Origin of the sequence: Enterobacter sp. HMSC16D10 (assembly GCF_001807145.1) — a bacterium.
In the GTDB taxonomy this organism is placed as follows: domain Bacteria; phylum Pseudomonadota; class Gammaproteobacteria; order Enterobacterales; family Enterobacteriaceae; genus Enterobacter; species Enterobacter roggenkampii.
The window spans coordinates 1-25,432 of the sequence record NZ_KV787881.1 but is presented as its reverse complement, the minus strand read 5'-3'; the positions used below and the strand labels follow the sequence as shown (position 1 = coordinate 25,432).

The window sequence follows — 25,432 nt, the reverse complement described above, 5'->3', positions numbered from 1 at the left end:
GTCACCTGTATAACCAGTAGGCGGTGGCGTCGATGTTGGCACCACTCGCAATATAACGTTTAAGCGCGGCGGTGTTGCCCACCTGGGTCGCCACCCGCAGCGTCTCAACCTGCTGCTGCTGCGCCCAGTGCAGCGCCGCCTGCATAAGTTTCTCACCCATGCCGCGCCCGGCTAATAAGCCAATACGCGCCTCGCGCACGTTGAGCTTGCGAAGCGAGACGAACCCCTGGAGTTGACCGTCCCCTGCGCGGAAAACCAGGCAGACGTGGTCAAAGGTGCCTTTAACCGCATTCTCTATCCACTGGGCATAGAAACGTCCACTATCGTCAGGTGCGTACCAGGGCGTACGAAAGCGACTCTGCGCAAACGCCTGAGCCGCCATCTGACGCAGCACGGGAATATCCTGTTCGGTTGCCATTTCCGCACCGGGCGCATCATGCCGGGTGAGGGTTATGGAAAGGTCTGCCTCACCTTCCACCAGCTGAAAGCCGCGTTGCTGGAGCGCATCAAGCAGGTCGGTACGGTCCGCCGGGATCTTCGCCTGAATCCGTTGCCAGGTGATGAAATCCGATTCAGCCAGTACCGGCGCATCATCGCGCAGACGCACAATGGCCGACGGCAGGCCGAAAAAGGCACTCTCCCACTGCAGGGGCTCAAGTACCCCGTTCAGGCTGTTCAACGCCAGACACCTTTGGTATCAACCACATACTTCTGACGCACCGCATCACCGGACGTCGCTTTAAACGCTTTATGATCCACCAGCAGCACCAGCACGTCCGCCGTCGCCAGCGCCTCATCCAGCGCAGCCAGCGTGCAGTGCCCCGCCAGTTTTGCCGGCAACTCATCGATATTCGGCTCAACCACCAGCGTTTCACCCTTGTGCCATTCGGCAATCATCTGAGCAATTTCCATTGCCGGGCTTTCGCGCAGGTCGTCAATGTTGGGTTTGAAGGCCAGACCAAAGCAGGCAATTTTCAGCTCGCTGGCGCGCTTTCCGCTCTCTGCCAGACAATCCGCTACCGTGGTTTTGACCTGATTGAGCACCCAGTGAGGTTTGCTGTCGTTCACTTCACGCGCGGTGCGAATCAGGCGCGCCTGCGCCGGATTCTGAGCCACAATAAACCACGGATCGACGGCGATGCAGTGTCCACCCACGCCCGGGCCTGGCTGGAGAATGTTTACACGCGGATGGCGATTCGCCAGGCTAATCAACTCCCAGACGTTAATCCCCTGATCGGCGCAAATCAGCGACAGTTCGTTCGCAAAGGCGATATTAACGTCACGGAAGCTGTTTTCCGTCAGCTTGCACATCTCGGCGGTGCGGGAGTTTGTCACCACACACTCCCCTTCCAGGAAAATCTTGTACAGCGCGCTGGCACGCTCGGAACAGACGGGCGTCATACCGCCAATGACGCGGTCGTTTTTAATCAGTTCGACCATGACCTGGCCCGGTAGCACGCGCTCCGGACAGTAGGCAATGTTGATATCCGCCTGCTCCCCCGCCTGTTGCGGGAAGCTTAAATCAGGGCGCGCGTCGGCCAGCCACTGCGCCATCTGCTCGGTAGCACCGACCGGAGAGGTTGATTCCAGAATCACCAGCGCCCCTTTCTTCAGCACAGGGGCAATGGACTTTGCCGCCGCCTCGACGTAGACCATGTCGGGCTCGTGGTCACCTTTAAAGGGCGTTGGAACGGCAATCAGGTAAGCATCCGCTTCAACGGGCGTGGTACTGGCGCGCAGGAAGCCGCCCTCCACCGCCTCTTTCACCACGCGGTCAAGATCGGGCTCGACAATATGAATTTCGCCACGGTTAATGGTTTCCACCGCACGGGCGTTGATATCTACACCGACAACCTGTTTCTGACGAGAGGCAAACGCCGCCGCGGTGGGCAAGCCAATGTAGCCAAGACCAATGACAGAGATGGTAGTAAAACTCATAGCGATACCCGATTGTGTTTAAGTGCATGCAAAATACGGCCACAAGCCTGCCCGTCTCCATACGGATTATGGGCCCGGCTCATCGCCTGATACGTTTCGTCGTCATGCAGAAGGCGCGTGACCTCTTCGACGATGAGTTCCGCGTTGGTGCCGACCAGACGCACCGTACCGGCTTTGACCGCTTCCGGACGTTCGGTGGTTTCACGCATCACCAGCACCGGTTTGCCAAGAGAAGGCGCTTCTTCCTGAATGCCGCCGGAATCGGTAAGGATCAGCCAGGCATGGTTCATCAGCCAGACAAACGGCAGATAGTCCTGAGGTTCAATCAGAAGGACATTCTCGATATGACCCAGGATGCGGTTAACCGGCTCGCTGACATTAGGATTGAGATGGACCGGATAGACAATCTGCACGTCGTCGTTCTGCGCCGCGATTTCAGCCAGCGCGTGACAGATTTGCTCAAAACCCCGGCCAAAGCTTTCGCGACGATGTCCGGTGACCAGAATGGTTTTTTTGCCGTTGTGCAGGAATGGATAGCGGGCAGCGAGTTCGTTCTTAAGCTCGTGGTTTGCCAGGACCCGGTCACGTACCCAAATTAACGCATCGATGACCGTATTGCCGGTCACAAAGATCTTGTTATCGGCGATATTTTCACGCAGCAGGTTCTGACGCGAGTTTTCCGTAGGCGCAAAGTGATACATCGCCAGGTGGCCCGTTAGCGTGCGGTTGGCCTCCCCCGGCCACGGCGAATAAAGATTGCCGGTACGCAGACCCGCCTCAACATGCCCCACGGGAATTCGCTGGTAAAACGCGGCCAGGCTAGTCGCCACGGTCGTGGTGGTGTCGCCGTGTACCAGCACCACGTCAGGCTTGAATGACTCCAGGATAGGCTTCAGCTCTTGCAGAATGCGACAGGTTATCTCCGTCAATCCTTGCCCCGGTTTCATAATATTGAGGTCGTAATCCGGGACGATGGAAAAGAGCGTTAACACCTGATCGAGCATCTCACGGTGCTGGGCCGTGACGCACACTTTCGCTTCAATATCAGGATCGCTGGCCAGCGCATGAACCAGAGGTGCCATCTTAATGGCCTCCGGCCTGGTGCCAAATACGGTTAGTACTTTCACATCGATTCTCTTCGATTAGGCGATGAAGGCCGCAGCCTTCATCGTAGACGGCATTCTTAGTTTGTGCGACGACGCGTTAACGCCACGCCAGCGCCCGTCAGTGCGCCTACAATCCCCCACATGATCATCAGGAATGCACGACGCGGACTATCGCGTTTTACAGGTTCTTCAGGCGTTCGCAAATAACGATAGGTCTGAAAACGCGGGTCCAGAGATGGACCGACATTAAGCGTATTGAGCATCGCGCTATTTTGATCGTAATCGAGGTCAAAATCAGGACCGACGGCCTGAAGGTTTTCCAGACGTGCCTGCAACATGGGGCGGCCAAGGAGGAACATCTCTGAATCAGGCAGTTCATCAGCCGGCACGTCCGTCTCAGTGCGGGAAATATTGTGCTGTTCCGCAATTTTCAGCGCCTGCTCAATATTGTGTACACGGCGAGCGAAAATCGCTTTAGCCACCTCTTCCTGACGTTTCACCTGCGCTTTCATCTGGATGGTGCGAGCCGACCAGGCGCCTTTAAGCTCTTCGTTAAGATGGCTTGCGGCACGCTGGCTGGCAAACGCGACATACTGACGCAGCAGGTTGTTGGCGTCCGGCGCGGTTTCTGCAATCAGCTTGACGCTGTCATTCACGTTACGCAGCGCGTCGCCCGGCATAAATTGAATATTGTTAATCAGATCGTCCAGCAGGGCGGCATCGGCTTTGGTGTTATCAACTCGACGCTGCTTGTAGTAATCCGTCTGGGACCAGAAGTCGCGGCGCGTATCCCACGAAGCCAGTTGCATCACAAACTCTTTATAGGCCTCATCCATAACGGAGACCTGATCCGGCGTGGCGAGGTTAGCTTTGATATCCAGGTTTCGCAGGAATTGCTGTTGGGAATAGAACCCCCCAAGCATGTTAACCGTTGGTTTGTCAGTGATTGCCGTGGCGCTCCACTCTTGTTTTGCAAAGAACGTATAGGCCAGCGCTAACAGTGCAAACCCCAGCGCGATCCCCGCAATCCAAAGTTTGCCTGCCCATAACACGCGAAACAAACCCCGAATATCCAGTTCATTCTCAGTTACCACTGATTTCGCTCCCGCCAACGGTTGAGTCATCATAGTCCCGGTTTTACTTAGTTAATGTTGTATGGTTGCCACTGTTACGACGCATCCTGCGTTTGATACGTTTAATGAACCGAGCCACTTTCCATGCGCGCTTAATGCAGTAGCCGTAGAGAGAAAAAGCTAGCAAGAACAATACCAACATAGCCCATTCAGGTACAAAATGTGTATATTCCGCCGTCACGCCAATCGCCGCTAGAATAGCAGCCGCCAGCGTAATAAGCACAAATGCCTGCCGGGAAGTGAATCCGGCTCGCATGATTAAATGATGAATGTGCTGGCGGTCAGCAGAGAAAGGGCTCATCCCTTTACGCAGACGGCGATACATAATCGCAACCATATCCATTAACGGGATAGCGATAATCCATAATGCTGTTACCGGGCTAATGGGGTGTACATCACCCTGAGTGGTTTCCAGCAAGATCCAAATGATAGTAAAGCCGATAAGCGTGCTACCCGCATCACCCATGAATACTTTATAGCGCCGGCCCAATGCACCGAGATTTAACAGGATATAAGGCAGGATGGCCGCAATCATGGCAAAACACCACATAGCAAGGCTATATTGCCCATCGAACCATAAAATGAAACCAATTGCGGCAAATGAGACGCAGGACAGGCCTCCCAGCAAACCATCAATACCGTCAACCATGTTGAATGCGTTAATCGCCACCCACACGGCAAAAAGTGTCAGGAAATAACCGAACGGACCGAGTTCCATCTCCCAGGAGCCAAAAATATAGCCCAAGCTACTCAAGTGCAGCTTAGCGAACACCATCATAGCAATAGCCACAGCAGCCTGAACGAAGGCGCGGATTTTGACGCTAATATCATAACGGTCGTCAAGAGCGCCAACCACCACAAGCACCGTCGCGCAGGTTAGGTACAGCCTGGCATGTGGGATATAGTAATCCGCGATGGCAAACGTGAAGCAGATCCCCGCGAAAACAGAGATACCTCCGACCAAAGGGATCATGCCTTGATGACGCTTACGGAAGTTGGGTTTATCCACTAACCCCAGATATTTCGCCACCTTACGTGCCAGAAACAAAAAGCAGGTGGTAAACAAGAAAATACTGGTTAGTTCAGTAAACGTATCAAGTAGGTTCACAATGGATGTTCTCAACAAATGTTAGTCAAGGAAGTATAACCATCAAGGCGCTGAGCCTGAAGTTATAAAGCAAACCTCTTACAGTTCCATTTGTTTATTATTCAAGCTATTAATGTTTTTACTGTGCGAATTATCTTATTGTCGCACTGCCCAGTCAAAATTGGGAGTAGGTGGTACTAGCGTATAGTCCATAAAAGAAAAACGCCACGTAAAAACGTGGCGTTCGCTGGCTTTATTTGCGTTACGAGCGTTTCATCATGTCGAAGAAATCGTCGTTGGTTTTGGTCATTGCCAGTTTGTTAATGAGGAACTCCATCGCGTCGATTTCACCCATTGGATGAATGATTTTGCGCAGGATCCACATTTTCTGCAGCTCTTCCTGGGTGGTGAGCAGCTCTTCTTTACGGGTACCGGAACGGTTGTAGTCGATTGCCGGGAAGACGCGTTTTTCAGCGATCTTACGAGAGAGGTGCAGTTCCATGTTGCCTGTCCCTTTAAACTCTTCGTAGATAACTTCGTCCATTTTGGAACCGGTATCGATCAGCGCCGTCGCGATGATGGTCAGGCTGCCGCCCTCTTCGACGTTACGTGCAGCACCGAAGAAACGTTTTGGACGATGCAGGGCGTTAGCATCCACACCACCGGTCAGGACTTTACCAGACGCCGGGACCACGGTGTTGTAGGCACGCGCCAGACGGGTGATGGAATCGAGCAGGATGATCACGTCTTTCTTGTGCTCAACCAGGCGTTTTGCCTTCTCGATAACCATTTCCGCAACCTGAACGTGGCGAGATGCTGGTTCGTCGAAAGTAGAAGCAACCACTTCACCTTTAACCAGACGCTGCATCTCGGTCACTTCTTCCGGACGTTCGTCAATCAGCAGCACCATCAGCACACAGTCAGGGTGGTTGTAAGCAATGCTCTGCGCGATGTTCTGCAGCAGCATGGTTTTACCCGCTTTTGGCGGCGCCACAATCAGACCACGCTGACCACGACCGATTGGTGAGGCCAGATCCAGAACGCGCGCGGTTAAGTCTTCGGTAGAACCGTTACCACGCTCCATACGCAGGCGAGAGTTCGCATGCAGCGGCGTTAAGTTCTCAAAGAGGATCTTATTGCGCGAGTTTTCTGGCTTATCGAAGTTAACTTCATTGACTTTCAACAGCGCAAAGTAGCGTTCACCCTCTTTAGGAGGACGAATCTTACCTGAAATGGTGTCACCAGTGCGGAGGTTGAAACGGCGGATTTGGCTGGGGGATACGTAGATGTCGTCAGGGCCGGCGAGGTAGGAGCTGTCTGCAGAGCGGAGGAAACCAAATCCGTCTTGCAATATCTCCAGCACACCGTCGCCAAAGATATCTTCGCCACTCTTAGCGTGCTGCTTCAGGATGGCGAAAATGATGTCCTGCTTGCGCATACGAGCCTGGTTTTCCAGCCCCATATTTTCGCCGAGAGTGATCAGCTCAGAAACCGGCGTATTCTTTAATTCGGTAAGATTCATAATGGTGTGGGTTCTTAAACTCGGGGTGATTCTCGAACTTAATGTTGTGAATGGTATGGCAGGGTCATCCATGCCTGTTTAGCGGCCATCAACTCATGTCTGTTCGCTGTCTGGTCACAGGGAAAGAACGCAGAACTGAAACGACAAGACGGATTGAGTGACAAGCCCGGAATTTAGCCACTTCACGCACTGTTCATGTTAACAACGGGAAGTATCGGGTAAAACAAGATTCAAACAACAAGATATGTTTAAAACGAAGTCATAGCTAACTTAGCACGACTTCAGCCGGGCGTCCAGAGTTCCGAATCATTTAGCCGGGGGCTCTGAACGCACAGCGGAGAAACCTTACGCCAGGTTAGCGTCGAGGAACTCTTTCAGTTGACCTTTGGACAGCGCGCCCACTTTGGTCGCCGCCACTTCGCCGTTTTTGAACAGCAGCAGGGTCGGAATACCACGGATACCGTATTTTGGTGCGGTGCCCGGGTTCTGGTCGATGTTCAGCTTGGCAACGGTCAGTTTGCCCTGATATTCGTCGGCGATCTCATCCAGAATCGGGGCGATCATTTTGCAAGGACCACACCATTCAGCCCAGAAATCGACGAGGATCAGCCCGTCAGCCTTAAGTACGTCCGTGTCAAAACTGTCGTCAGTCAGGTGAATAATTTTATCGCTCATATATAACTCCACAGGAATAAGCCTGGTACGTTGGTTTTGTCTCCACCAACGACGCGTTGATGTCGCATTAACCAACTAAAGGTTGACTTTATTTCACCGGATACGCTTTCGTAAAGCAATAGTAAGCTGATATTCTACCACACTATGAGCAAAACACATTTAACAGAACAGAAGTTTTCCGACTTCGCGCTGCACCCGAAGGTGATTGAAGCCCTTGAAAATAAAGGGTTTCATAACTGCACGCCCATTCAGGCCCTCGCGCTGCCGCTGACGCTGGCCGGTCGCGATGTTGCCGGGCAGGCGCAAACCGGTACCGGCAAAACGATGGCGTTTTTAACGTCAACGTTTCATTATTTACTTTCTCACCCAGCGAATGCAGACCGCAAAGTTAACCAGCCGCGCGCGCTAATTATGGCCCCGACGCGAGAACTGGCGGTACAGATCCACGCAGACGCTGAACCCCTGGCGCAGGCTACCGGCCTGAAGCTGGGCCTGGCCTATGGCGGCGACGGCTACGATAAGCAGCTGAAAGTGCTGGAAAGCGGTGTGGATATCCTGATCGGTACCACCGGCCGTCTTATCGATTACGCCAAACAGAACCACATTAACCTCGGTGCCATCCAGGTTGTGGTGCTCGATGAAGCTGACCGCATGTACGATCTGGGCTTCATTAAAGACATCCGCTGGCTGTTCCGCCGTATGCCTCCGGCTAATCAGCGCCTGAATATGCTGTTCTCTGCAACCCTCTCCTACCGCGTTCGCGAACTTGCGTTCGAACAAATGAACAACGCCGAATACGTTGAAGTGGAACCGGAACAGAAAACGGGTCACCGCATTAAAGAAGAGCTCTTCTATCCTTCAAATGAAGAGAAAATGCGCCTGCTGCAAACGCTGATTGAAGAAGAGTGGCCAGATCGCGCCATTATCTTTGCCAACACCAAACACCGTTGTGAAGACATCTGGGGCCACCTGGCTGCCGATGGTCACCGTGTTGGCCTGTTGACCGGCGACGTGGCGCAGAAAAAACGCCTGCGTATTCTCGAAGAGTTTACCCGTGGCGATCTCGATATTCTGGTCGCCACCGACGTGGCTGCACGTGGTTTACACATTCCAGCCGTAACGCATGTCTTTAACTACGATCTGCCAGACGACTGTGAAGACTACGTACACCGTATCGGTCGTACCGGTCGCGCGGGCGCAAGCGGTCACTCTATTAGCCTTGCGTGTGAAGAGTATGCGCTGAACCTTCCGGCCATTGAGACCTACATCGGTCACTCTATTCCGCAGAGCAAATACAATCCGGAAGCGCTGTTAAGCGAACTGCCGCCGCCTAAGCGTCTTACCCGCCCACGCTCCGGCAATGGTCCGCGTCGTTCAGGCGGCGCACCGCGTAATCGTCGTCGTTCAGGTTAAGAAAATATGCTCAGCTCCACCTCGCTTTATGCGGCAATTGATCTCGGTTCGAATAGTTTTCATATGCTGGTTGTGCGCGAGGTGGCGGGAAGCATACAAACGCTGACGCGCATTAAGCGCAAGGTCCGCCTCGCGGCGGGCCTGAGCAGCGACAATCACCTCTCGCCTGAAGCTATGGAACGTGGCTGGCAGTGCCTGCGACTCTTTGCCGAGCGTCTGCAGGATATCCCGCACGCCCAAATCACCGTTGTCGCCACTGCGACACTCCGCCTGGCGGTTAACGCCGTGGATTTTATTGCCAGAGCGCAGGAGATTCTCGGTTGCCCGGTTCAGGTTATCAGCGGTGAAGAAGAAGCTCGTCTGATTTATCAGGGTGTTGCACACACTACGGGGGGTGACGATCGCCGCCTGGTGGTGGATATCGGCGGAGCCAGTACCGAGCTGGTGACCGGCACCGGCGCGCAGGCTACGTCGCTGTTCAGCCTGTCGATGGGTTGCGTGACCTGGCTTGAGCGCTATTTTACCGATCGTAATCTGGGTAAAGAGAACTTCGACGAGGCAGAAAATGCCGCGCGCGAGGTATTACGTCCCGTGATGGACGAACTGCGCTATCACGGCTGGAAAGTGTGCGTGGGTGCGTCGGGGACCGTGCAGGCCCTGCAGGAAATCATGATGGCGCAGGGAATGGACGAGCGGATTACGCTTGCCAAACTTCAGCAGCTAAAACAGCGCGCCATCCAGTGCGGACGCCTGGAAGAACTGGAAATTGAAGGCCTGACGCTGGAACGCGCGCTGGTCTTCCCGAGCGGGCTGGCCATTCTGATCGCCATTTTCACCGAGCTCAACATCCAGTGTATGACCCTTGCCGGCGGCGCGCTGCGCGAAGGCCTGGTCTACGGGATGCTGCATCTGTCGGTCGATCAGGATATCCGCAGCCGAACCCTGCGCAACGTACAGCGTCGTTTTCTGGTTGATATCGATCAGGCAGGACGCGTATCGCAGCTGGCATCTCGCTTCGCCGATCAGGTCGCTAACGTCTGGGATCTTGATCATCTGAGCCGCGATTTATTACTGAGCGCCTGTGCGCTGCATGAAGTGGGGCTGAGCATTGATTTTAAGCAGGCCCCTGCTCACGCAGCGTATCTGGTTCGCAACCTGGATTTACCGGGCTACACGCCCGCACAGAAAAAGCTGCTGGCAACGCTGCTGCTGAACCAGACCAACGCCGTTGATCTCTCATCATTGCATCAGCAAAACGCCGTACCGCCGCGCGTAGCCGAGCATCTGTGCCGCCTGCTGCGTCTGGCGATTCTCTTTGCCAGCCGCCGTCGCGATGATTTGCTGCCTGCAATCAATCTGGTGGCCGATGACGAAAAACTGTCGCTGACGCTGCCGGAAAACTGGATTGAACGTCACCCGCTTGGGGCAGAGATGATCGAGCAGGAGTGCCAGTGGCAGAGCTATGTGCACTGGGTGCTGGAAGTGAAATAATACGCTGAACATTGCCGGGTGGCGGCTTCGCCTTACCCGGCCTACTCATCATTATCCTTTCTCTTTGGCTTTTGCCAGCATGGCGCGAATGTTCGCCACGTTAGCCTGCCCCTTATGCATCCGCTCTTCTGCGGTAATCACTTTGCGTTCCTGTTCCCAGATCAGGTCGTCCTGCGGCAGCTCCAGCAGGAAACGGCTCGGCTCCGGGCGGACGAGTTCGCCATACTGACGGCGCTCTTTACACAGCGTGAACGTCAGCTCTTTCTGCGCACGGGTGATCCCCACGTAGGCCAGACGGCGCTCCTCGTCGACGTTATCTTCGTCAATGCTGCTCTGGTGCGGTAACAACCCCTCTTCCATACCAACCAGATAGACATACGGGAACTCCAGACCTTTTGACGCATGCAGCGTCATCAGCTGTACCTGATCGGCCTCTTCTTCGCTCTCGCCGCGCTCCATCATGTCGCGCAGGGTAAAGCGGGTGACGACCTGCGTCAGGGTCATCGGCTCGTCGATTTCAGAACCCTCCAGCATTTCGGTCATCCAGCTGAAGAGCTGGTTAACGTTCTTCATGCGCATCTCAGCGGCTTTCGGGCTGGCCGAGGTTTCGTACAGCCAGGACTCATAGTCGATGCCGTGAATAAGATCGCGCACCGCCGCCACCGGCTCGCGCTCCGCGAGACGCTGCACTTCGCCGAGCCAGTGGGTGAATCGTGTTAAAGAATCGTAACCGCGGCCGGTTAACGTCTGGCTCAGCCCCATGTCGAAGCTGGCGGTAAACAGGCTTTTATTACGCGTCATCGCCCACTCGCCCAGCTTTTGCAGCGTCGCAGGGCCAATCTCGCGCTTCGGCGTATTCACGATGCGCAGAAACGCGCTGTCGTCATCCGGGTTCGTGAGGACGCGCAGATAGGCCAGCAGATCTTTAATCTCTGGCCGTGAGAAGAACGACGTACCGCCCGAAATTTTGTACGGGATGCGGTTCTGCATCAGCATCTTTTCAAAGACGCGCGACTGGTGATTGCCGCGATAGAGGATCGCGTAATCCTTATATTCGGTTTTATTGACGAAGTGGTGGGCGATCAGTTCGCCCGTCACGCGCTCCGCCTCATGCTCTTCATTATTGGCGCTGAGCACCTTCAATTCAGTACCGTAACCCAGCTCGGAGAAGAGACGCTTCTCAAACACGTGCGGGTTATTGGCAATCAGGATATTTGCTGCCTTCAGGATACGCCCGGAGGAGCGGTAGTTCTGTTCCAGCTTTATCACCTGCAGCGCCGGAAAATCTTTGCTCAGCAGCACCAGGTTTTGCGGACGCGCGCCGCGCCAGGAGTAAATTGACTGGTCGTCGTCGCCGACCACGGTGAAACGCGCGCGCTGCCCCACCAGCAGCTTCACCAGCTCGTACTGGCTGGTGTTGGTGTCCTGATACTCATCCACCAGCAGGTAACGGATTTTGTTCTGCCAGCGCTCGCGAACCTCTTCGTTCCGCTGCAGCAGCAGCGTGGGCAGCAGAATCAGGTCGTCAAAGTCCAGCACGTTGCACGCTTTCATATGTGCATCGTACAGACCGTAGCAGTGGGCGAAGATCCGATCCCGTTCGCCTTTGGCGATCGCCGCGGCCTGGGCCGGGGTCATCAGATCGTTTTTCCAGTTTGAGATCGTTGAGATCAGCTGCTGCAACAGCACCTTGTCATCTTCGATCAGCCCCTCGGTGAGCTCTTTGAGCAACGCCACCTGGTCGGTGTCATCGAAGAGCGAGAAGTTGGACTTCATTCCCAGCGCAGCATACTCGCGTTTAATGATATCCAGCCCCAGCGTGTGGAAGGTGGAGATCATCAGGCCGCGCGCCTCTTTTCGTCCCAGCGTCTGGCCGACACGCTCTTTCATCTCACGCGCCGCTTTATTGGTAAAGGTTACCGCCGCAATGTGCCGGGCCTGATAGCCACAGCCGCGGATCAGGTGCGCAATCTTATTGGTGATAACGCGCGTTTTGCCGGATCCTGCACCCGCCAGCACCAGACACGGTCCGGTGACAAATTCGACGGCTTGTTGTTGTCCGGGGTTTAAACGCATAAATGATCACTCAATGAAAGTCAGGAGGGGAGAATAACAGCGTGGTAGTATAGCGAGCCTAATCCATACCACTCAAGGCACGATCATGGCAAAAACAGCAGCAGCACTGCATATTCTTGTTAAAGAAGAGAAACTGGCTCTGGATCTTCTGGAGCAGATCAAAAACGGCGCCGACTTCGGCAAGCTGGCGAAGAAGCACTCTATCTGTCCGTCAGGCAAACGCGGCGGCGATCTGGGTGAATTCCGCCAGGGTCAGATGGTACCGGCATTCGATAAAGTGGTCTTCTCCTGCCCGGTGCTGGAGCCAACCGGCCCGCTGCACACGCAGTTCGGCTACCACGTGATTAAAGTGCTGTACCGCAAATAAACAAGCCGGGTGGCGACTGCGCCTACCCGGCCTACATCTTACGGTTTTGTAGGTCGGGTTAGCGAAGCGCCACCCGACAAAGTTGTTAACCCGCTACCGCGATACGCTTCATGTCGGTCATGTAGCCACGCAGTTTGTGACCCACTTTCTCGATCTGGTGGCTGCGAATCGCTTCGTTCACATCGCGCAGCTGCGCGTTGTCCACGGCACCTTCTGCAATCGCTTTACCCAGATCGCCCGGCTGCAGAGTGGTCATAAACTCTTTCAGCAGCGGTACGCAGGCGTAAGAGAACAGGTAGTTACCGTATTCTGCGGTATCCGAGATAACCACGTTCATTTCGTACAGACGCTTACGGGCGATGGTGTTCGCGATCAGCGGCAGCTCGTGCAGTGATTCGTAGTACGCAGACTCTTCAATGATGCCGGAATCCACCATGGTTTCGAACGCCAGCTCAACGCCTGCTTTCACCATCGCAATCATCAGGACGCCTTTATCGAAGTACTCCTGCTCGCCGATTTTACCTTCATACTGTGGCGCGGTTTCGAACGCGGTTTTACCGGTCTCTTCACGCCAGGTCAGCAGTTTCTTGTCGTCGTTTGCCCAGTCAGCCATCATGCCGGAAGAGAACTCGCCGGAGATGATGTCGTCCATATGTTTCTGGAACAGCGGCGCCATGATGGTTTTCAGCTGTTCAGACAGCGCGTAAGCACGCAGTTTTGCCGGGTTAGACAGACGGTCCATCATCAGCGTAATACCGCCCTGCTTCAGCGCTTCGGTGATGGTTTCCCAGCCGAACTGAATCAGTTTTTCCGCGTATGCCGGGTCGGTGCCCTCTTCCACCAGCTTATCGAAGCACAGCAGAGAACCGGCCTGCAGCATGCCGCACAGAATGGTCTGCTCGCCCATCAGGTCGGATTTCACTTCGGCAACGAAGGACGATTCCAGCACGCCCGCACGGTGGCCGCCGGTCGCCACAGCCCACGCTTTGGCAATCGCCATGCCTTCACCTTTCGGATCGTTTTCCGGGTGAACCGCGATCAGCGTCGGCACGCCGAAACCACGCTTGTACTCTTCACGCACTTCGGTACCTGGGCACTTCGGTGCCACCATCACCACGGTGATGTCTTTACGGATCTGTTCGCCCACTTCAACGATGTTGAAGCCGTGGGAGTAACCCAGCGCCGCGCCGTCTTTCATCAGCGGCTGTACGGAACGCACAACGTCAGAGTGCTGCTTGTCCGGCGTCAGGTTAACCACCAGATCCGCCTGCGGGATCAGCTCTTCGTAGGTACCCACTTTGAAGCCGTTTTCGGTCGCTTTACGCCATGAAGCGCGCTTCTCGGCAATCGCTTCTTTGCGCAGTGCGTAGGAGATATCCAGACCGGAGTCACGCATGTTCAGGCCCTGGTTCAGACCCTGTGCGCCACAGCCGACGATGACCACTTTTTTACCCTGAAGGTAGCTCGCGCCATCGGCAAATTCATCGCGCGCCATGAAGCGGCATTTGCCCAGCTGCGCCAGCTGCTGGCGCAAGTTCAGTGTATTAAAGTAGTTAGCCATGGGTGATACCTCGTGATGTTGTGTGTCTTATTGTTCGGTTCGCGTTTCAGCGAGAATGTACCCACATTACAACAGGAAATTTATTGCGGAAATTGATATATTCACAACGTCACATTGCAATTTATGCAATGTAAAAAGAGGGAGTGGAATCGGTGGATTTACGCGATCTGAAAATGTTCCTGCACCTGGCGGAAAGCCGTCACTTTGGCCGCAGCGCCCGGGCGATGCACGTCAGCCCCTCCACGCTGTCGCGCCAGATCCAGCGCCTTGAGGAAGATCTCGGCCAGCCGCTGTTCGTGCGCGATAACCGCACCGTCACCCTCACGGAAGCGGGCGAAGAGCTGCGTATTTTTGCCCAGCAGACGCTGCTGCAGTACCAGCAGCTGCGGCACTCTATCGATCAGCAGGGGCCGTCACTCTCCGGTGAGCTGCATATTTTCTGCTCCGTGACCGCCGCCTACAGCCATCTGCCGCCCATCCTTGACCGCTTTCGCGCGGCGCATCCGTCGGTTGAAATTAAGCTCACCACCGGCGACGCTGCCGACGCGATGGAAAAAGTGGTAACGGGCGAAGCGGATCTCGCCATTGCCGGGAAGCCGGAAACCCTGCCGGGCGCGGTAGCGTTCTCGATGCTGGAAAATCTGGCGGTGGTGCTGATTGCCCCGGCGCTGCCCTGTCCGGTGCGTAACCAGGTATCGGTGGAAAAACCGGACTGGTCCACGGTGCCGTTTATCATGGCCGATCAGGGCCCGGTTCGCCGCCGCATTGAGCTGTGGTTCCGCCGTCAGAAAATCAGCAACCCGTCGATTTACGCCACCGTCAGCGGCCATGAGGCGATGGTGTCGATGGTGGCGCTGGGCTGCGGCGTGGCGCTGCTGCCGGAAGTGGTGCTGGACAACAGCCCGGAACCGGTGCGCAATCGCGTGATGATTCTGGAACGCAGCGATGAGAAAACGCCGTTTGAGCTTGGCGTGTGCGCACAAAAAAAGCGGCTGCATGAGCCGCTTATTGATGCGTTCTGGACGATACTGCCGAACCACTAAAGCCGGGTGGCGCTGCGCTTACCCGGCCTACATGCCGCTCAACCCTTAGCCTGCCAGGAAAAAGCGGAACGCCGGGTTGTGGGTTTCATCGTGACACTCATAGCCCAGCTCGTTGAGCCGCGTTTCGAAATCAGGCTCGTGCTCGCCCAGTTCGAACGCCGCCAGCACGCGGCCGTAGTCGGTGCCGTGGCTGCGGTAGTGGAACAGAGAGATGTTCCAGTGCGTGCCCAGCGTGTGCAGGAACTTGAGCAGCGCGCCCGGTGATTCCGGGAACTCGAAGCTGAACAGGCGTTCCCTGAGCGGCTTGGAAGGACGCCCGCCGACCATGTAGCGCACGTGCAGCTTCGCCATCTCGTCGTCAGAAAGATCGACCACACTGTAGCCGCCGTTATGCAGCAGGCTAAGGATCTCTTTGCGCTCCTCCACGCCACGGCTCAGACGCACGCCGACAAAAATGCAGGCATCTTTGGCATCGGCAAAGCGGTAGTTGAACTCCGTCACCGAACGGCCGCCCAGCAGCTGGCAGAACTTGAGGAAGCTGCCCTTCTCTTCCGGAATCGTCACCGCCAGCAGCGCTTCCCGCTGTTCGCCCAGCTCGCAGCGCTCGGACACATAGCGCAGGCCGTGGAAGTTCACGTTGGCACCGGAAAGCACGTGCGCCAGACGCTCGCCGCGGATGTTGTGCTGCGCGATGTATTTTTTCATGCCCGCCAGCGCCAGCGCGCCGGAGGGTTCCGCCACCGCACGCACGTCTTCGAACAGATCTTTCATCGCCGCGCAGATAGCGTCGCTGTCCACCGTGACGATATCGTCGAGATATTCCCGGCACAGGCGGAACGTTTCGTCGCCAATGCGCTTCACCGCCACGCCCTCGGCAAACAGCCCGACGCGCGGCAGGTCGACCGGATGCCCGGCATCCAGCGCCGCTTTCAGGCAGGCGGAGTCTTCCGCTTCCACGGCAATGACTTTGATCTGCGGCATCAGCTGTTTGATCAGCACCGCCACGCCTGCGGCTAAACCACCGCCGCCCACCGGGACAAAGACCCGGTCGAGATGGGCATCCTGCTGCAGCAGCTCAAGCGCCAGCGTGCCCTGGCCGGCAATCACCATCGGGTGGTCGAACGGCGGCACCCAGGTGAAGCCCTGCTGCTGCGCCAGCTCGATCGCTTTGGCTTTTGCTTCGTCAAAGTTGGCCCCGTGGAGCAAGACTTCGCCGCCGAAACCGCGCACCGCGTCGACCTTGATGTCGGCGGTAGCAACTGGCATCACGATCAGCGCTTTCAGCCCCAGACGGGCAGACGAGAACGCCACGCCCTGGGCGTGGTTGCCCGCTGACGCGGTAATCACGCCGCGCGCTTTTTGCTCGTCGGTCAGCCCGGCCATCATCGCGTAGGCGCCGCGCAGCTTGAAGCTGTGCACCGGCTGACGATCTTCGCGCTTCACCAGAATGACGTTGTCGAGGCGCGAAGAGAGTTTTTCCATTTTCTGCAGGGGCGTGACCTGAACGGCTTCATAGACCGGCGCGCGAAGCACCGCTCTCAGATATTCCGCCCCCTCGGGGGCGGCGGATAAGGGTTGCGACTCGGCCATCGTTAGCCCCCAAGTTTAGATTTATCGCGCACCGCGCCTTTATCTGCACTGGTGGCAAGGCTCGCGTAGGCGCGCAGGGCGAAGGAGACTTCACGCTGGCGGTCTTTCGGCGTCCAGGCTTTGTCGCCGCGGGCTTCCTGGGCTTCACGGCGGGCCGCAATCTCCTGGTCGCTCAGCTTGAGCTGAATGCCGCGATTCGGAATGTCTATTTCGATCAGATCGCCGTCTTCGATGATGGCAATGTTGCCGCCGCTTGCTGCTTCCGGGGAAACGTGGCCGATAGAGAGGCCGGAAGTGCCACCGGAGAAACGACCGTCGGTGATCAGCGCGCAGGCTTTACCGAGGCCCATGGATTTCAGGAAGGTGGTCGGGTAGAGCATCTCCTGCATGCCCGGCCCGCCTTTTGGCCCTTCGTAACGAATGACCACCACGTCGCCTTCCACCACTTTGCCGCCGAGGATGGCGTCTACCGCTTCATCCTGGCTTTCGTACACCTTCGCCGGACCGGTGAATTTCAGGATGCTGTCGTCCACGCCAGCGGTTTTCACGATGCAGCCATTTTCCGCAAAGTTACCGTACAGCACGGCCAGGCCGCCGTCTTTGCTATAGGCATGCTCCAGCGAGCGGATGCAGCCTTCAGCGCGGTCATCGTCCAGGGTATCCCAGCGGCAGTCCTGCGAGAACGCCTGGGTAGTACGAATACCGGCAGGGCCCGCGCGGAACATCTTTTTCACCGCGTCGTCTTTGGTCAGCATCACGTCGTACTGGTTCAGCGACTCAGGCAGCGACAGGCCAAGCACGTTTTTCACGTCACGGTTCAGCAGCCCGGCGCGATCCAGCTCGCCGAGGATACCGATGACGCCACCCGCGCGATGCACGTCTTCCATATGGTACTTCTGGGTACTCGGTGCGACCTTACACAGCTGCGGCACTTTACGGGAGAGCCTGTCGATGTCGCTCATGGTGAAGTCGATTTCGGCTTCCTGCGCGGCGGCCAGCAGGTGCAGAACGGTGTTGGTGGAACCGCCCATGGCGATATCCAGGGTCATGGCGTTCTCGAATGCCGCTTTACTGGCGATGCTGCGCGGCAGCGCGCTGGCGTCGTCCTGCTCGTAGTAGCGCTTAGTCAGTTCAACGATGCGTTTACCGGCGTTGAGGAACAGCTGCTTACGGTCGGCATGGGTCGCCAGCAGCGAGCCGTTGCCCGGCTGAGACAGACCCAGCGCTTCGGTCAGGCAGTTCATGGAGTTCGCCGTGAACATACCGGAACAGGAGCCGCAGGTCGGGCACGCGGAGCGCTCCACCTGGTCACTCTGCTCGTCAGAGACTTTCGGGTCCGCGCCCTGAATCATCGCATCGACCAGGTCGAGCTTGATGATTTTGTCGGAGAGCTTGGTTTTCCCCGCTTCCATCGGGCCACCGGAGACGAAGATCACCGGAATGTTCAGGCGCAGGGAGGCCATCAGCATCCCCGGGGTGATTTTGTCGCAGTTGGAGATACAGACCATCGCATCGGCGCAGTGGGCGTTAACCATGTACTCTACCGAGTCGGCGATCAGCTCGCGCGACGGGAGTGAATAGAGCATGCCCCCGTGGCCCATCGCGATACCGTCATCCACTGCAATAGTGTTGAACTCTTTCGCCACGCCGCCGGAGGCTTCGATTTGCTCGGCAACCAGCTTACCGAGATCGCGCAGGTGCACGTGGCCCGGTACGAACTGGGTGAAGGAGTTCACCACGGCGATAATCGGCTTGCCGAAATCGGCGTCGGTCATTCCGGTGGCGCGCCACAGCGCGCGGGCACCGGCCATGTTACGGCCGTGGGTGGTGGTGGCTGAACGATACTTAGGCATGCTTTATTTACTCCCGTCTGACTATGTAATGGGACGGTGCGTGCCGTCCCAAATTTATATTTAGTGATTAACCTGATCCAACCAGCCGTATTTATCTTCTGTCTCGCCGGTGAAGAGGCCAAAGAACGCTTGCTGAATGCGTTTGGTCACCGGGCCACAGCGGCCTTCGCCCACCTGAATGCCGTCTACGCTACGCACCGGCGTAATTTCAGCCGCGGTACCGGACATGAACACTTCATCGGCCAGGTACAGGGATTCGCGAGACAGCACCTGCTCGCGCACTTCGATACCCAGATCTTTCGCCAGCTTGATGATGGCGTCACGGGTGATGCCAGGCAGCGCGGACGAGGTGAATGGCGGCGTAAACAGAATGCCGTCTTTCACTTCAAACAGGTTTTCACCTGCACCTTCGGAGATGTAGCCATTCACGTCGAGCGCGATACCTTCCTGGTAACCGTGACGGCGCGCTTCGCTGCCGACCAGCAGGGAAGAAAGGTAGTTACCGCCCGCTTTCGCCGCGGTCGGGATGGTGTTGGGTGCAACGCGGTTCCATGAAGAGACCATTGCGTCGATCCCCTGCTCCAGGGCTTCAGCCCCCAGGTAGGCACCCCATGGGAACGCGGCAATGATCACATCGGTGTTGTAACCGGCTGGCGGGTTCACGCCCATGCCGACGTCGCCCACGAAGACCAGCGGACGAATATAGGCGCTAGTCAGGTTGTTCTTACGGATCACGTCGCGGCAGGCTTCCATCAGCTCATCCACGCTCTGAGAAACCGGGAAACGATAAATTTTGGCTGAGTCATGCAGACGCTGCATGTGTTCGCGATGGCGGAACACCACTGGCCCTTTGTGAGAATCGTAGCAGCGGATGCCTTCAAACACGGAGGTACCGTAATGCAGCGCGTGGGACATCACGTGGACCTTCGCGTCCTCCCAGCGAACCATCTCACCGTTGAACCAAATGTAATCAGCTTTTTTTGTCGTCATTTTTTCGTCCTGTCACGCTTAAGCGCGGATTTGTTGTGATGTGGTTGTGCTCTGGCAGATGGCAACATGGGCAACGTCTACCAGCTTTGATAACTGACTAAACAGTAAGTCGACCGGCCGCGGGCTGGCAACGGTTAATTCGATACTGATGTTTTGCGCGTCGGTGGCCGTCTCCATATTCATAGAGCAAATCTGAAAACCACGATGACGCACCACGCGCAAAACGCGTTCTAATGTTTCCGGGTTGAAGCGAGCCTGCACGGCGACCTGATGTTGCATCATGATAATTTCTCCAGCATTTGTGAGTTACTGGCACCGGGCGGTACCAACGGCCAGACGTTCTCAAGCTCGTCGATTGAGACATGAAGCAGGTATGGCCCTTCGCTTGACAGCATGGTGTCGAGTGCCGCTTCAACCTGGTCTTTACGGGTGATGTGCTGGCCAGGAATGCCGAAGGCGCTGGCCAGGGTGAGGAAATCGGGGTTATCGGTCAGGGTGGTTTCACTGTAACGTTCCTGGAAGAACAGCTGTTGCCACTGGCGAACCATCCCTAAACGCTGGTTATCGAGCAACACGATCTTCAGCGGTAACTGCTTGCGCTTCACGGTGCCGAGCTCCTGAACGTTCATCATGAAGGAGCCGTCACCGGAGATACAGATAACGGTATCGTTCGGGCGGGCAACCTGTGCGCCAACCGCGGCTGGCAGGCCGAAGCCCATCGTCCCTAACCCGCTGGAAGTAATGAAGTTTTCCGGACGGGTGTAGGCCATGTGCTGGGCGGACCACATCTGATGCTGGCCGACATCGGTCGTCACCACGCTGTCGGCGGGCTTACGGTCGGACAGCTGCTTCAACAGCAGCGGCGCGTAGATGGCCTCGCCGGGATGGTCGTAACGCCAGGCGTGCTCGGCGCGCATGTCTGCGGTGTGCTGACGCCATGCGTTGATATCCAGCGGCTGCTGCAATGCCGGTAACAGCGCGTTGAGATCGCCCTGCAGCGCGACGTGCGCCTGACGCAGCTTGTTCATCTCCGCCGGGTCGATATCCATATGGATAACTTTGGCGTTCGGCGCAAAGGTATTCAGCTTACCGGTGACGCGGTCGTCAAAACGGGCACCGACGGCGATGAGCAGATCGCACGCCTGCACCGCCAGGTTTGCCGCTTTGGTGCCGTGCATCCCCAGCATGCCCAGATAGTAGGGGTAATCGGCATCTACCGCACCCAACCCTTTCAGCGTGCAGGTGGCAGGCATTTGCGTTGCCGCGATAAATTCGCGCAGGGCAGGAACCGCCTGCGCCATACCTACGCCACCACCAACGTACAGCATCGGCTGTTTCGCCTGCGTCAGCATCTGACGGGCCTCTTCGACTTCCGCATGCGGAAACGCGTCGTCGTTTCCAACGGTGGAGAAGTGCGGCTCCAGTTCGCCGTGTGCGACCTGGATATCTTTCGGGATATCGACCAGAACCGGACCAGGGCGGCCGGAGCTGGCAACCTCGAATGCTTCTGCCATTACGCGCGGCAGCTCTTCCAGAGACTGAACGAGAAAACTGTGTTTGGTGCAGGCCAGCGATAAACCGAGTACATCGACTTCCTGGAACGCGTCGGTGCCGATGAACGGAGACGCCACCTGCCCGGTGATGGCAACAACGGGAACAGAATCCAGCAGTGCATCAGCCAGACCGGTGATCAGGTTCGTTGCGCCCGGGCCTGAGGTCGCCATACAGACACCGGTTTTACCGGTGGCACGAGCATAACCGATGGCGGCCATCGCTGCGCCCTGCTCGTGTCGGCACAACAGGTGCTCCACGCCGCCGTCATACAGTGCATCGTAAATCGGCATAATTGCGCCACCCGGATAACCGAATACTGTCTCGACTCCCTGCGCGCGCAACGCATGTACTACCCACTGTGCCCCATTCATAGTTAGTTCCCCGTCATAAATCGGGAGAAACAGAATTTTGTGCTAGTCATCATTCTCTGCTCCTCATTTACGTTTTTTAGTCATAAAAAAACCCCCGGACCTTTCGGTGCGGGGGTCTTAGTTCGTTAAGGCTTGATTTCTAAGCCTTTCCTCGTCCAAGTGCAGCCCCGCACGGTGGGATAATAATCACCACCACGCTAATCACGACCAGGCTAATCACTCGTAGAAGGGCTGTCATTTTCAGTTCTTTTTGCATCTTGTTCGAAGGAATACCTAAAGAGTTATCACAGTTTTTAAATCAAACACAAGATTTATTTATGACGGATTTGGTTAGCCCGCGAATCATATTTCTTAAAATCGTTGTTTTATATACGGAAATTAGAAAATGAATATTTTTCACTTTTTTACTCCTCCGCTAACCGTCAAAACAGGTTTTTTTTCGCTCTGCGAGGAGGGTTCCACGATTGTGCAATAGTTTCATTGTGCTTTTAAAATCCCTGAAAAAGCAGCGTAAATTCGATAAATAGCGCTAAACAGGCATAACGCGCACTGGCATAGTCACACCAGGAGGTAGTGCAAATGTCACTGTCGGTTGTTTATACGCGTGCGGCTCTCGGGGTAAAGGCACCGCTTGTTTCCGTAGAGGTTCATTTGAGTAATGGGCTGCCCGGACTCACGCTTGTCGGGTTACCTGAAACGACGGTTAAAGAGGCCAGGGATCGCGTTCGCAGCGCAATAATAAATAGCGGTTATACCTTCCCCGCGAAGAAGATCACCATCAACCTTGCCCCCGCCGATCTGCCCAAAGAGGGCGGGCGATACGATTTACCTATCGCAATTGCGCTTCTCGCGGCTTCTGAGCAGCTTACTACGACCAGGCTAGGCTCGTACGAGTTCGTGGGTGAACTCGCGCTCACAGGCGCATTGAGAGGCGTTCCCGGTGCAATATCGGGAGCGCTGGAAGCCATTCGTGCAGGGCGGCAAATCATTGTCGCCAATGAAAACGCATCAGAAGTGAGTCTTATTGCCGAAAAGGGGTGCCTTATCGCCGGGCATCTTCAGGAAGTATGTGCCTGGCTGGAAGGCCGACATGAACTGTCCGAGCCGGAGGAGTGCGACGAGGCTGTAGCAGATGCGCCAGAAGATCTTAGTGAGATCATGGGACAGGAGCAAGGTAAACGGGCGCTGGAGATTACGGCTGCAGGTGGACACAATCTCCTGCTGATTGGCCCGCCTGGTACAGGTAAAACGATGCTGGCGAGCAGGCTGAGCGGGTTGCTCCCGCCGCTCAATAACCATGAAGCGCTGGAAAGCGCTGCTATATATAGCCTCATCAGTTCGGCATCGTTGCAAAAACAGTGGCGCCATCGCCCTTTTCGTTCCCCACATCATAGCGCTTCACTGACGGCAATGGTCGGCGGTGGGTCTATCCCCGGACCGGGTGAGATTTCACTGGCACACAATGGCATTCTGTTTCTTGATGAGTTGCCTGAGTTTGAGCGTCGCGTGCTGGATGCACTGAGAGAACCTATTGAATCTGGTGAAATACATATCTCGCGCACGCGGGCCAAAATAAGCTATCCCGCGCAGTTTCAACTGGTCGCTGCGATGAACCCCAGCCCCACGGGGCATTATCAGGGCAACCATAACCGCTGTACGCCAGAGCAGACGCTGCGCTATCTGGGAAAGCTTTCCGGCCCATTCCTCGACCGTTTCGATTTGTCTCTCGAAATCCCCCTTCCGCCGCCGGGCCTGCTCAGGCAGACGGGCATAACGGGTGAGAGCTCAGCAAAAGTGCGCGGGCGGGTGATCGCTGCCCAGGCACGACAATACGCCCGTCAAAACAGGCTGAATGCTCGGCTTGATAATGCCGGGATCCGGCAGTTTTGTTCGCTTAATAGTGAAGATGCAGGATGGCTTGAAGAGACATTGACGCGCTTTGGGCTGTCTATACGTGCGTGGCAACGTTTGCTAAAAGTGGCCAGAACCATTGCTGACGTGGAGGGATGTACTGACATTGAGAGGAAACACTTGCAGGAGGCGCTGAGTTATCGCGCTATCGATCGTTTGCTGCTGCACCTGCAGAAGTTGCTGGCATAAAAAAAGGGGCCGTAGCCCCTTCTTATCATCTTAGTCATCAGACTCGGTGTAGTCTTCTGCACCTTCCATCTGCGGCTTACCGCCAGACAGCGTATGGAAGCGCTTTGGACGCTTAATGCGTGCCATATACTTGATCCATACACGTTCCGCTTCAGACTGCGGCTCACGCTCACCACGGCAAACAGAAACAAACTGTTTTTCGTCTTCAGTAGCAGGCTCACGCTTGCCCAGATCCAGCTCGTTAAAGGCATAACCATGGCGCTCAAGCAGTTGAGCTTCTTTGATGGTGAAATCGCCGTGACGAGAGAACCCGCGCGGATAATGTTTATTGTCGAAAAAACGATTAGTCGTCGTAAAGCTTTCCGCCATCCTACACGCTCCTAATTCTTTGGCCGAGCTATTTATGGCGCGGAGTATTAGTTACGCTTGACAGAGTGTAAAACAAAACATTTAAATCATAACGACAAATAATTTTGCGGAGAAAGATGTGGATACGGAATTGCTTAAAACTTTCCTTGAAGTGAGCAGAACACGCCACTTTGGGCGAGCAGCTGAAGCCCTTTACCTGACGCAGTCAGCAGTCAGTTTTCGTATTCGACAGCTGGAAAATCAACTGGGTGTGAATCTTTTTACCCGCCATCGCAACAATATCCGCCTCACGCCCGCCGGCGAAAAACTACTGCCGTACGCAGAAACGCTGATGAATACCTGGCAGGCGGCACGCAAAGAGGTTGCACATACTTCGAGGCATAATGAGTTCTCGATAGGGGCCAGCGCTTCCCTGTGGGAATGTATGCTAAGTCAGTGGCTTACCCGGCTTTATCAATCTCATAGCCACCTGCAATTTGAAGCCAGGATTGCGCAACGGCAGTCGCTGGTTAAGCAACTTCATGAGCGCCAGCTTGATCTTCTTATCACAACCGAAGCCCCCAAGATGGACGAATTTAGCAGCCAGATTGTGGGCCAGTTTGGCCTGGCGCTTTATGCCTCTGAACCTTCGATGATGAAGGCAGACCTGACCTATTTGCGCCTGGAATGGGGGCCTGATTTTCAGCAGCATGAGACGGGCTTGATTGCACCTGATGACGTCCCACAGTTAACGACCAGCTCTGCAGAGATCGCCTGTCAGCAACTGCCCTTGCTGAGAGGTTGTACCTGGTTACCTGTTCGCTGGGCAGACACTAAAGCTGGGCTGCATACCGTAATGGATTCCACCACGCTTACCAGACCGCTGTATGCGATTTGGCTGCAAAACAGTGATAAGCAGTCGCAGATAAAAGATCTGTTAAAAATCAATGTAATGGATTGATACATCAGCCAGCAGGAATGCTGGCTGAATAGTAAGAAGAGACGTTTTTACAGTCTTTCAGGCAAAAAAAATCCTTTGCCGAAGCAAAGGATTCTATATGGCAGGGGCGGAGAGACTCGAACTCGCGACACCCGGTTTTGGAGACCGGTGCTCTACCAACTGAGCTACGCCCCTAAAGTTTTTTGCCATTAAGCCTGCCAGTAAGGCAGGCTTAATGTCTTAATAAGTGGCGGAACGGACGGGACTCGAACCC

The 25,432-nt window shown here is 55.7% G+C and carries 23 protein-coding genes and 1 tRNA gene; 6 read left to right on the top strand and 18 right to left on the bottom strand.

The window, feature by feature from the left end; genetic code table 11:
* Position 1: 1 nt before the first annotated feature.
* The 7 genes from rffC to trxA all read right to left on the bottom strand — a co-directional run bounded on the left by rffC (position 2) and on the right by trxA (position 7,461).
* Positions 2-679: a dTDP-4-amino-4,6-dideoxy-D-galactose acyltransferase gene (rffC, locus tag HMPREF3143_RS13130; protein WP_063448288.1), complete on the bottom strand. Its 678-nt coding sequence runs from the start codon at positions 677-679 to the stop codon at positions 2-4.
* Positions 676-1,938: a UDP-N-acetyl-D-mannosamine dehydrogenase gene (gene wecC / locus HMPREF3143_RS13125; protein WP_049121430.1), complete on the bottom strand. Its 1,263-nt coding sequence runs from the start codon at positions 1,936-1,938 to the stop codon at positions 676-678. The genes rffC and wecC overlap by 4 nt, the downstream gene beginning before the upstream one ends.
* Positions 1,935-3,065: a non-hydrolyzing UDP-N-acetylglucosamine 2-epimerase gene (gene wecB, locus HMPREF3143_RS13120; RefSeq protein ID WP_070533331.1), complete on the bottom strand. Its 1,131-nt coding sequence runs from the start codon at positions 3,063-3,065 to the stop codon at positions 1,935-1,937. The genes wecC and wecB overlap by 4 nt, the downstream gene beginning before the upstream one ends.
* A 56-nt stretch (positions 3,066-3,121) precedes the next feature.
* The gene (wzzE, locus tag HMPREF3143_RS13115; RefSeq protein WP_070533328.1) at positions 3,122-4,168 is read right to left on the bottom strand and encodes an ECA polysaccharide chain length modulation protein; all 1,047 of its coding nucleotides are present in this window, start codon (positions 4,166-4,168) and stop codon (positions 3,122-3,124) included.
* Positions 4,169-4,181: 13 nt separating this feature from the next.
* On the bottom strand, positions 4,182-5,285 hold the full coding sequence (gene wecA / locus HMPREF3143_RS13110) for a UDP-N-acetylglucosamine--undecaprenyl-phosphate N-acetylglucosaminephosphotransferase (protein ID WP_070533326.1): 1,104 nt from the start codon (positions 5,283-5,285) through the stop codon (positions 4,182-4,184).
* A gap of 241 nt (positions 5,286-5,526) precedes the next feature.
* Positions 5,527-6,786, bottom strand: a complete 1,260-nt coding sequence (gene rho, locus HMPREF3143_RS13105; protein WP_008501566.1) for a transcription termination factor Rho — start codon at positions 6,784-6,786, stop codon at positions 5,527-5,529.
* 345 nt (positions 6,787-7,131) lie between these two features.
* The gene (gene trxA, locus HMPREF3143_RS13100; protein WP_006179218.1) at positions 7,132-7,461 is read right to left on the bottom strand and encodes a thioredoxin TrxA; all 330 of its coding nucleotides are present in this window, start codon (positions 7,459-7,461) and stop codon (positions 7,132-7,134) included.
* 144 nt (positions 7,462-7,605) lie between these two features.
* Between trxA and rhlB the strand changes: the two genes are divergently transcribed.
* The gene (gene rhlB / locus HMPREF3143_RS13095) at positions 7,606-8,874 is read left to right on the top strand and encodes an ATP-dependent RNA helicase RhlB (protein ID WP_070533324.1); all 1,269 of its coding nucleotides are present in this window, start codon (positions 7,606-7,608) and stop codon (positions 8,872-8,874) included.
* 6 nt (positions 8,875-8,880) lie between these two features.
* A complete protein-coding gene (gene gppA / locus HMPREF3143_RS13090; protein WP_021242833.1) occupies positions 8,881-10,365 on the top strand; it encodes a guanosine-5'-triphosphate,3'-diphosphate diphosphatase in 1,485 nt (494 codons plus the stop codon).
* A 51-nt stretch (positions 10,366-10,416) separates the two neighbouring features.
* Here the strand turns inward: gppA and rep are convergent, their stop codons facing one another.
* A complete protein-coding gene (gene rep, locus HMPREF3143_RS13085; protein ID WP_008501569.1) occupies positions 10,417-12,441 on the bottom strand; it encodes a DNA helicase Rep in 2,025 nt (674 codons plus the stop codon).
* Between the two features lie 85 nt (positions 12,442-12,526).
* Between rep and ppiC the strand changes: the two genes are divergently transcribed.
* A complete protein-coding gene (gene ppiC, locus HMPREF3143_RS13080) occupies positions 12,527-12,808 on the top strand; it encodes a peptidylprolyl isomerase PpiC (RefSeq protein WP_008501570.1) in 282 nt (93 codons plus the stop codon).
* An 85-nt stretch (positions 12,809-12,893) separates the two neighbouring features.
* Here ppiC and ilvC read toward each other — a convergent pair whose 3' ends face one another.
* Positions 12,894-14,369, bottom strand: a complete 1,476-nt coding sequence (ilvC, locus tag HMPREF3143_RS13075) for a ketol-acid reductoisomerase (protein WP_070533322.1) — start codon at positions 14,367-14,369, stop codon at positions 12,894-12,896.
* 152 nt (positions 14,370-14,521) lie between these two features.
* Between ilvC and ilvY the strand changes: the two genes are divergently transcribed.
* On the top strand, positions 14,522-15,412 hold the full coding sequence (gene ilvY / locus HMPREF3143_RS13070; protein WP_023293577.1) for an HTH-type transcriptional activator IlvY: 891 nt from the start codon (positions 14,522-14,524) through the stop codon (positions 15,410-15,412).
* A gap of 45 nt (positions 15,413-15,457) precedes the next feature.
* Here the strand turns inward: ilvY and ilvA are convergent, their stop codons facing one another.
* The 7 genes from ilvA to ilvL form a co-directional block, all read right to left on the bottom strand.
* Positions 15,458-17,002 carry a threonine ammonia-lyase, biosynthetic gene (gene ilvA, locus HMPREF3143_RS13065; RefSeq protein ID WP_070533320.1) on the bottom strand — a complete coding sequence of 515 codons (1,545 nt, stop codon included), beginning with the start codon at positions 17,000-17,002 and terminating at the stop codon, positions 15,458-15,460.
* Positions 17,003-17,004: 2 nt separating this feature from the next.
* Positions 17,005-18,855 (bottom strand): dihydroxy-acid dehydratase, encoded by a 1,851-nt coding sequence (gene ilvD / locus HMPREF3143_RS13060; RefSeq protein WP_021242828.1) that lies wholly within the window; start codon positions 18,853-18,855, stop codon positions 17,005-17,007.
* A 60-nt stretch (positions 18,856-18,915) separates the two neighbouring features.
* Positions 18,916-19,845, bottom strand: coding sequence for a branched-chain-amino-acid transaminase (ilvE, locus tag HMPREF3143_RS13055; RefSeq protein ID WP_023326297.1), 930 nt, complete (start codon positions 19,843-19,845; stop codon positions 18,916-18,918).
* Between the two features lie 18 nt (positions 19,846-19,863).
* Complete coding sequence (gene ilvM, locus HMPREF3143_RS13050; RefSeq protein WP_003860184.1) at positions 19,864-20,127, bottom strand: acetolactate synthase 2 small subunit; 264 nt, start codon at positions 20,125-20,127, stop codon at positions 19,864-19,866.
* Positions 20,124-21,770, bottom strand: a complete 1,647-nt coding sequence (gene ilvG / locus HMPREF3143_RS13045) for an acetolactate synthase 2 catalytic subunit (RefSeq protein ID WP_070533318.1) — start codon at positions 21,768-21,770, stop codon at positions 20,124-20,126. The genes ilvM and ilvG overlap by 4 nt, the downstream gene beginning before the upstream one ends.
* Positions 21,771-21,772: 2 nt before the next feature.
* Positions 21,773-21,823: a peptide IlvX gene (ilvX, locus tag HMPREF3143_RS26090; protein WP_211356990.1), complete on the bottom strand. Its 51-nt coding sequence runs from the start codon at positions 21,821-21,823 to the stop codon at positions 21,773-21,775.
* An 86-nt stretch (positions 21,824-21,909) separates the two neighbouring features.
* The gene (ilvL, locus tag HMPREF3143_RS24865) at positions 21,910-22,008 is read right to left on the bottom strand and encodes an ilv operon leader peptide (protein ID WP_001311244.1); all 99 of its coding nucleotides are present in this window, start codon (positions 22,006-22,008) and stop codon (positions 21,910-21,912) included.
* Between the two features lie 341 nt (positions 22,009-22,349).
* Between ilvL and HMPREF3143_RS13040 the strand changes: the two genes are divergently transcribed.
* Positions 22,350-23,870: a YifB family Mg chelatase-like AAA ATPase gene (locus HMPREF3143_RS13040; RefSeq protein ID WP_070533316.1), complete on the top strand. Its 1,521-nt coding sequence runs from the start codon at positions 22,350-22,352 to the stop codon at positions 23,868-23,870.
* 30 nt (positions 23,871-23,900) lie between these two features.
* On the opposite strand, the gene HMPREF3143_RS13035 is transcribed toward HMPREF3143_RS13040, so the two are convergent.
* Positions 23,901-24,239, bottom strand: a complete 339-nt coding sequence (locus HMPREF3143_RS13035; RefSeq protein WP_008501577.1) for a MaoP family protein — start codon at positions 24,237-24,239, stop codon at positions 23,901-23,903.
* Between the two features lie 118 nt (positions 24,240-24,357).
* Between HMPREF3143_RS13035 and hdfR the strand changes: the two genes are divergently transcribed.
* Positions 24,358-25,179 (top strand): HTH-type transcriptional regulator HdfR, encoded by an 822-nt coding sequence (gene hdfR / locus HMPREF3143_RS13030; RefSeq protein ID WP_021242824.1) that lies wholly within the window; start codon positions 24,358-24,360, stop codon positions 25,177-25,179.
* A 98-nt stretch (positions 25,180-25,277) separates the two neighbouring features.
* On the opposite strand, the gene HMPREF3143_RS13025 is transcribed toward hdfR, so the two are convergent.
* Positions 25,278-25,353: transfer RNA gene (locus HMPREF3143_RS13025), tRNA-Trp, on the bottom strand.
* Positions 25,354-25,432 lie beyond the last annotated feature (79 nt).

Bases quoted from the DNA above. Each gene is read 5' to 3' on its own strand.
- HMPREF3143_RS13035 (WP_008501577.1), bottom strand. From the start codon at position 24,239: ATGGCGGAAAGCTTTACGACGACTAATCGTTTTTTCGACAATAAACAT.
- wecC (WP_049121430.1), bottom strand. From the start codon at position 1,938: ATGAGTTTTACTACCATCTCTGTCATTGGTCTTGGCTACATTGGCTTG.
- trxA (WP_006179218.1), bottom strand. From the start codon at position 7,461: ATGAGCGATAAAATTATTCACCTGACTGACGACAGTTTTGACACGGAC.
- ilvL (WP_001311244.1), bottom strand. From the start codon at position 22,008: ATGACAGCCCTTCTACGAGTGATTAGCCTGGTCGTGATTAGCGTGGTG.
- ppiC (WP_008501570.1), top strand. From the start codon at position 12,527: ATGGCAAAAACAGCAGCAGCACTGCATATTCTTGTTAAAGAAGAGAAA.
- wzzE (WP_070533328.1), bottom strand. From the start codon at position 4,168: ATGACTCAACCGTTGGCGGGAGCGAAATCAGTGGTAACTGAGAATGAA.
- ilvG (WP_070533318.1), bottom strand. From the start codon at position 21,770: ATGAATGGGGCACAGTGGGTAGTACATGCGTTGCGCGCGCAGGGAGTC.
- ilvD (WP_021242828.1), bottom strand. From the start codon at position 18,855: ATGCCTAAGTATCGTTCAGCCACCACCACCCACGGCCGTAACATGGCC.
- gppA (WP_021242833.1), top strand. From the start codon at position 8,881: ATGCTCAGCTCCACCTCGCTTTATGCGGCAATTGATCTCGGTTCGAAT.
- HMPREF3143_RS13040 (WP_070533316.1), top strand. From the start codon at position 22,350: ATGTCACTGTCGGTTGTTTATACGCGTGCGGCTCTCGGGGTAAAGGCA.
- ilvC (WP_070533322.1), bottom strand. From the start codon at position 14,369: ATGGCTAACTACTTTAATACACTGAACTTGCGCCAGCAGCTGGCGCAG.
- ilvM (WP_003860184.1), bottom strand. From the start codon at position 20,127: ATGATGCAACATCAGGTCGCCGTGCAGGCTCGCTTCAACCCGGAAACA.
- ilvA (WP_070533320.1), bottom strand. From the start codon at position 17,002: ATGGCCGAGTCGCAACCCTTATCCGCCGCCCCCGAGGGGGCGGAATAT.
- ilvE (WP_023326297.1), bottom strand. From the start codon at position 19,845: ATGACGACAAAAAAAGCTGATTACATTTGGTTCAACGGTGAGATGGTT.
- rep (WP_008501569.1), bottom strand. From the start codon at position 12,441: ATGCGTTTAAACCCCGGACAACAACAAGCCGTCGAATTTGTCACCGGA.
- rhlB (WP_070533324.1), top strand. From the start codon at position 7,606: ATGAGCAAAACACATTTAACAGAACAGAAGTTTTCCGACTTCGCGCTG.
- rho (WP_008501566.1), bottom strand. From the start codon at position 6,786: ATGAATCTTACCGAATTAAAGAATACGCCGGTTTCTGAGCTGATCACT.